General features: G+C 39.3%; 6 protein-coding genes and 1 other annotated feature. Of the genes, 2 read left to right on the plus strand and 4 right to left on the minus strand.

What is annotated here, in order from left to right; genetic code table 11:
* Window positions 1-39: 39 nt before the first annotated feature.
* Complete coding sequence (locus WBG45_RS05535) at window positions 40-498, minus strand: GNAT family N-acetyltransferase (protein ID WP_424412781.1); 459 nt, start codon at window positions 496-498, stop codon at window positions 40-42.
* Window positions 499-500: 2 nt separating this feature from the next.
* Window positions 501-968: a hypothetical protein gene (locus WBG45_RS05540; protein WP_024536663.1), complete on the minus strand. Its 468-nt coding sequence runs from the start codon at window positions 966-968 to the stop codon at window positions 501-503.
* Window positions 969-1,071: 103 nt separating this feature from the next.
* Window positions 1,072-1,273, plus strand: a binding site (T-box leader).
* A gap of 536 nt (window positions 1,274-1,809) precedes the next feature.
* Here WBG45_RS05540 and proS point away from each other — a divergent pair.
* Entirely contained in the window at window positions 1,810-3,240 is a 1,431-nt protein-coding gene (gene proS, locus WBG45_RS05545; protein ID WP_424412782.1) for a proline--tRNA ligase, read from the plus strand.
* A 95-nt stretch (window positions 3,241-3,335) separates the two neighbouring features.
* Window positions 3,336-4,121 carry an HAD family hydrolase gene (locus WBG45_RS05550; RefSeq protein WP_424412783.1) on the plus strand — a complete coding sequence of 262 codons (786 nt, stop codon included), beginning with the start codon at window positions 3,336-3,338 and terminating at the stop codon, window positions 4,119-4,121.
* Between the two features lie 236 nt (window positions 4,122-4,357).
* Here the strand turns inward: WBG45_RS05550 and serA are convergent, their stop codons facing one another.
* Both serA and WBG45_RS05560 read right to left on the minus strand, forming a co-directional pair.
* Window positions 4,358-5,944, minus strand: coding sequence for a phosphoglycerate dehydrogenase (gene serA, locus WBG45_RS05555; protein ID WP_424412784.1), 1,587 nt, complete (start codon window positions 5,942-5,944; stop codon window positions 4,358-4,360).
* Window positions 5,945-6,729 (minus strand): pyridoxal-phosphate-dependent aminotransferase family protein (locus WBG45_RS05560; RefSeq protein WP_424412785.1); only part of this gene is annotated, 785 nt, incomplete at its 5' end.

The following is a 6,729-nucleotide window of genomic DNA, read 5'->3' on the forward strand; positions in this document are numbered from 1 at the left end:
TCATTAATTTATCTAAAGAAAAAAGAACTAGAAAATTTCCTAGCTCTCAAATGTATAACATAAGCGAATCATATCTCTGCACAACAATCCATTTTCATAAATGGGTTCATCGTAACTTCGAGTAAAATAATCGAAGTCAACACTCACAATACGAAATCCACATTGTTGATAAAGTTTTAGTTGATGAATACTTGAATTGCCTGTCCCAATTTCTATCTGGGCATATCCTCGTTTAGAAGCCTCATTGATTGCATGTGAAATTAATTGTTTGCCTAATCCTTTACCTTGATGAACTTCATCGACAGCTATATTCATAATTTCTACGACAACTTTCTCCGTTTCTTTTAGAACATATACAGCCCGTATTTCACCTGATATTTCTCCTACATAGACGCCGCTACTTTTAACATAGCCTTCAACAATCATACGTGATGGATCAGCAAGCTCAAGTAATTCCCACGGCGGATTTTCACCAGGACATAATTTGCGAATCTTCATCATTATTTTGAAGCTAATTCGAATCCTTCACTCAATAGATACTCTTCCGCTTCGCCAAATGACTCGTAGCTTTCTTCCAAATTGTGTGCATGATACACATTCCAAAGAGTGTCTTCATGAATTAGTTTCAATTCTTGACCCTCATTGTTTTTCCACACTTGTTCTTCTACCACTTCTTCTTCAAACTGTTCTTCTTCAGACAAAATGCCAATAGAATCTGCAATCATTTCATGTAGCTCTTCTTCCGTTGCTTCACGAATATTGACCATACCTTTATTGTCTGCTTCATATTTCTTTAAGTCTCCAACAAATACAAACCCGTTACCGTTAGGATGCAAGTGGTAAACGACTGTTTTTTTGTCATATAGACTACCTTCAAAGTGATAGTTCACACGCTTTAACGAAACGTCTTTTTTTGTGAGTTCAGGGAAAGATTCAATAATTGCGGTTTTTTGTTCAAATGTTAGCATAATGGGCCTCTTTTCATAGTAGTTCTTTGTATTATTATATCACACGACTGCTCAAATATTAGTTGACAGTCTAAAACAATAACCGCTATAATCACAGAAATATTAAATTACGTTGAGAAGGACTAGTAAAGAAACGCGTGTTTTTGTAGAGAGGGAGTTGTGTGGTGAAAGACTCCTAAAGACCGCTTCTTGAACCTACCTTTGAGTTCGAAGTCGAAAGATTATCGCGGCGACAGTCGTTAACATGTAAGAGTGTGAAGCTTTGCTTCAAATGAGGGTGGTACCGCCATGGATTGGTCCCTCGTTTGTCGCAGAGCTTTTTTGTTTATTAGGCTCTGTTGATTAAAACGAGAGGAAGTTGGCTCCCTTACTAATTCATAAAACCGGATATAAACACGAACATTCTAAAAACATATATTCTGTTGATTTCCGTTACGGGCTGGCGCTTTCCGCGGGCATGGCCTCAGCCTCCTCGTCGAGCAAGCTCTCCTGTGGGGTCTTCAGCTCACACTTTTCCCGCTGGAGTCGCCGCCCTTCACTCCAATCGAATGATCGAAATTCTTAACAAATTCTAAGAAATACGCTTTAAAAATTAGTGAGTTATTCATCAAAAAGGCATTTATGAAATTGATTTAGGTAGCATTGTTAAAAAATGTTGATGATATTGAAGAACAGACAAAAAAGGGCATTTGCGCCTAGTTAGCCGCAAGAGCGTGAAGCACGAGACCCACAAGTATGTGGTTTTCATACTTGTTGGCTCATGCGGAATGTGTAGCTAGCGCAAATGCACGATAAACAAAAGTTAAATCTAACTTAGCCATTATAAAAAGGAGTGTTTCTGATGAAAAAAGAGTTTGTGCAAAGCATTACTGCTATGGATGATGATTTCGCTCAATGGTTTACTGATGTCGTGACAAAAGCAGAATTAGCGGATTATACAAGTGTACGTGGGTCAATGATTCTGCGTCCTTACGGTTATGCGATATGGGATAATGTGAAAGAAGCACTCGATGCACGTATTAAAGCAACTGGTCACGAAAACGTTTATATGCCACTCTTTATTCCAGAGTCTTTACTTCAAAAAGAAAAAGATCATATCGAAGGGTTTGCACCTGAAGTTGCTTGGGTGACCCATGGCGGAGATGAAAAATTGGCTGAACATTTATGTGTTCGCCCAACATCAGAAGTTTTATTTTGTGAGCATTTCAGTAATATTATCCACTCCTATCGAGACTTACCTAAACTTTATAACCAGTGGTCAAATGTCGTTCGATGGGAAAAAACGACACGTCCTTTCTTGCGTACACTCGAATTTTTATGGCAGGAAGGTCACACGGCACATGCGACTGAAGAAGATGCGCAAGTTGAAACGCTGCGAATGTTAGATGAATATGCGCAGCTTTGTGAAGATTGGTTAGCGATTCCAGTCGTTAAGGGACAGAAAACGGAAAAAGAGAAATTTTCTGGTGCCAAATCAACCTATACAATTGAGACTTTAATGCATGATGGCAAAGCATTGCAATCCGGCACGTCCCATCACTTCGGCGATGGATTTGCTCGTGCTTTTGACATTAAATATTTAGATAAAGAAGGCAAACAGCAATATGTGCATCAAACATCCTGGGGATTTACGACACGTATTATCGGTGCGTTGATTATGGTGCACGGTGATGACCGAGGACTCGTTATGCCACCTGAAATTGCTCCTACACAAGTGATGATTGTGCCAATCGCACAACATAAAGAAGGCGTGTTAGATTATGCATATGACTTAAAAGACCGATTGTCGAGTATTTCACGAGTGGGTATCGATGCTACCGATAAAAAGCCAGGCTGGAAATTTAACGAATACGAGATGAAAGGTATACCAGTTCGTTTAGAAGTGGGACCAAAAGATATTGAGAACGAACAAGTCGTGTTAGTACGTCGAGATAATGGTGAAAAAATCATCGTGCCAGTGAGTGAACTTGAAATAAAACTTCCAGCATTACTAATAGAAATTCAGAATGATTTATTTAATAAAGCTTTAAACCACCGTGAACAACATACATCCATAGCCGTGACATTTGATGAATTTAAAAACAAACTCATTGATAATCCAGGGTTTGTTAAGGCGATGTGGTGTGGAGATTTAGCTTGCGAAGAGTTTATAAAAGAAGAAACTACAGCCACTTCACGTTGTATCCCATTTGAACAAGAACAGTTAAGTGATACCTGCGTGTGTTGTGAAAGTCCAGCAATCAGTATGGTTTACTGGGCAAAAGCGTATTAATTTCAGGGTGATAAGCTACGGTTTTGTAAGTTTGTATTGTCATTTCTCCATCACTTTTACTGTCCGAATACTAATCAATAAGGAGCTGTCCATATATGGTAAAAGCCATTATTTTTGATTTAGATGATACGTTATTATGGGACAAAAAAAGTGTAGAAACCGCGTTTCAAGTTACATGCCAATTGGCTGCAAAAAAAGTCCCGGTTGACCCTTCTAAGTTAGAAGAAGCTGTTCGGATAGAAGCAAGCTTGCTCTATGCTTCCTATGAGACACACCCATTTACTAAACAAATTGGTATTAATCCTTTCGAGGGATTATGGGGTACCTTTGATGACGAGGGAGAGCTTTTTCAAAAACTGAAAACACTAGTTCCCGCTTATCGTCGAGAGGCTTGGACTAAAGGATTGCTTCGCGTAGGGATTGACGATGCAGAACTTGGCGAGCAGTTGGCTGACCATTTCCCAGTAGCTCGGAAAGCCCATCCATTCTTATACCAAGAAACGATTCAAGTACTTGATCGTCTTAATGATTCTTATCAACTTGTGCTCTTAACAAACGGCTCACCTTCATTGCAACAAACCAAACTTGAAATAACAGCAGAACTTGCCCCTTATTTCACTCATATTGTTATTTCAGGTGCATTTGGAAAAGGAAAACCTGATCCTGCCATTTTCCAGTTCGCACTCTCTCAATGTAACTTACAAGCAGATGAAGTCATAATGGTAGGTGATAACTTAATGACGGATATTTTAGGAGCATCGCGTTTAGGTATCCGTTCTATATGGATAAATAGAGAGCAGAAGTTGCCTGATAAAGACATAAAACCTACCTATGAAATCACCAACTTGGAAGAACTATTTCCTATTTTGGAGGATTTGTAGACTGATTCTTAAAAAGATGGCATTCTGCTGACGCAAATGTCTATCTGGCTGACGATTTTTTCTCTATCGGCGGTTTTCTGTCGACTATGAGCGGAACAGTCTACCTATCGGCGAATTTTTGTCGACTATCAGCGTTTCTCTGTCGACTATGAGCGGATACCGCAGTTCTATGGGCGAAACTATAAAAAAGCATGGAAAATCATCGCTGATTTTCCATGCTTTTATTCATTATTCTTCTATAGATCAATCGCCGTAACATCATAAATATCTTCAAGCTCTTTCAAGCGCACGATTTCATTTTGTTCGATGTGTTTATCGATGGTTAACATCATGATTGCATCTCCACCTAGTGTTGATCTTCCTACTTGCATGGTGGCGATATTGATATTTTCTTTTGCCAACAGTGTTCCCACTCGGCCAATCGCGCCGGGTTGGTCTTTATGTTTAATAAATACGATATGCCCTTCAGGAACAACGTCGATAATATAGTTATCTACTTTAACTATTCGAGCTCCTAAACCATTTAATAGTGTGCCCGCTACTCTGCGCGTGCCACTTGCTGTTGTCACTTCTACTGTCATTAAATTCGTAAATCCTCTTGACGCTGTAGATTTATGTTCATTAATTTGTATGCCAATACGATCTGCGAAAAACTTAGCATTTACTTCGTTGACATGTTCACCTAAGTGGCGTTTCAACATGCCTTTTAATGTATTGCGAGTCAATGGACTTACTTCAAATCCCGCCAAATCACCAGAATAATAAATATTAACTTCTTCGATTACTTCATTTGTTAAGCCCATTAAGAACGCACCTAATTTCTCAGACAGGTTAAAGTAAGGTTCAATTTTAAGCATGATTTCTTTTGATACAGATGGGAGATTGACAGGATTTCGAACAACTCCACCATTTAAAAAATCAACAACGTCTTGACTTACGTCTATTGCGACACTTTCCTGCGCCTCAATTGTACTAGCTCCTAAATGAGGAGTCGCAATCACTTCAGCTAGAGTTAGAAGCTTGTGATTCACAGCTGGTTCTTGTTCAAATACATCTAAAGCCGCTCCATCCACCTTTTTAGAGACGATGGCATCATATAGTGCCTCTTCATCAATGATGCCGCCTCTTGCGCAGTTAATAATTTGAACGCCGTCTTTCATCAACTTAAATGCATCGGCATTAATTAAATGCTTTGTTTCTTTCATTAGAGGCGTATGCACAGTGATAAAATCAGCTTTTCGAAGTACATCTTCTACTGAACCAAAGTCGATACCCATCTTCAGAGCCTTTTCAGCAGTCAAGAAAGGATCATAGGCAATCACATTCATTCTTTGTCCTTGAGCTCTTGCGGCTACCTCTGCACCAATCCTACCTAGGCCTATCACTCCTAGTGTTTTGTTTTTCAGTTCAACTCCCACATATTTTTTGCGGTCCCATTCATTATTTTTCAATGCATGAAATGCTTGAGGAATTTTCCTTGCGAGTGACATGAGCATAGCCATCGTATGTTCAGCAGCTGAGTTTGTATTCCCATCAGGTGCATTGACAACGATTATTCCACGCTCTGTAGCTGCAGTTAAATCAATGTTATCGACACCGACTCCTGCACGGCCAATGATTTTCAAATTAGTTGCTTTGGCGATAATATCAGCTGTCACTTGGGTTTGGCTTCGAACCAGCAAGGCATCAAACTCACTAATGCGATTTGCTAATTCTTCAGGAGACCACCCAGTTTCGATTACAATATTCATTCCCTCAGCCTGTCTTAGTGGATAAATCCCATCTTCGCTTAGTGGATCACTAATTAAAATATTAAACGTCATTTATGTCAACACTCCTTGGTTTAAGTAAATTTTTTGAGCCGCAGCCGTTCCGTTACCTAAAACAATGTCTTTTCCAATTAGCACTAACCCGATTTCAACCATCCCGATAATTTGAAGTACATCAGCTGGTGAGCAGTAGCCCATATGACCGATTCGAACGATTTTTCCTGTTAAATGTCCCTGACCTCCAGCAATTGACAATCCAAATTCCTTTTTCAATATTTTCCGGAATTCTTCAGCATCAAAATCATCTGGTTTTACTGCTGTGACAGTAGGAGAACTATCACCATCACTAGTCAATAAAGGAATTTCTAAAGCTTGAAAAGCTCCACGTGTCATTTCCATCATCAATGTATGTCTCTTATAAACTTCATCCAAACCTTCTTCGTCCATTAAATTAAGGGCTTGCTCCAGCCCGAATAATAAAGACAATGCAGGTGTAAATGGAGTAGTATCTTTTAGTAAATTATCGCGATATCTTTTCAAGTCCAAGTAAAAACGAGGTTGTTCATTTTGTTCGATTACGTCCCATGCTCGAGCACTTGCTGCCACAAAAGTTAATCCTGCAGGAAGCATAAGTGCTTTTTGAGAACCCGTAACCATCACATCAATTCCCCACTCATCCATCTTCGTTTCAACACCACCTACACAAGAAACTCCATCGACAACAATTAATGCTTCATTGACTTGTTGAACAGCTTCACTTAATTCTTTAATCGGATTTAAGACCCCCGTCGAAGTTTCACAATATGTTGAGAAAATAGCCTTAATCTCTGGATGTTGTT

Origin of the sequence: Paenisporosarcina sp. (genome assembly GCF_049671445.1) — a bacterium.
Classification (GTDB): Bacteria; Bacillota; Bacilli; order Bacillales_A; family Planococcaceae; genus Paenisporosarcina.

Bases quoted from the DNA above. Each gene is read 5' to 3' on its own strand.
- WBG45_RS05535 (WP_424412781.1), bottom strand. From the start codon at position 498: ATGAAGATTCGCAAATTATGTCCTGGTGAAAATCCGCCGTGGGAATTA.
- WBG45_RS05550 (WP_424412783.1), top strand. From the start codon at position 3,336: ATGGTAAAAGCCATTATTTTTGATTTAGATGATACGTTATTATGGGAC.
- proS (WP_424412782.1), top strand. From the start codon at position 1,810: ATGAAAAAAGAGTTTGTGCAAAGCATTACTGCTATGGATGATGATTTC.
- WBG45_RS05540 (WP_024536663.1), bottom strand. From the start codon at position 968: ATGCTAACATTTGAACAAAAAACCGCAATTATTGAATCTTTCCCTGAA.
- serA (WP_424412784.1), bottom strand. From the start codon at position 5,944: ATGACGTTTAATATTTTAATTAGTGATCCACTAAGCGAAGATGGGATT.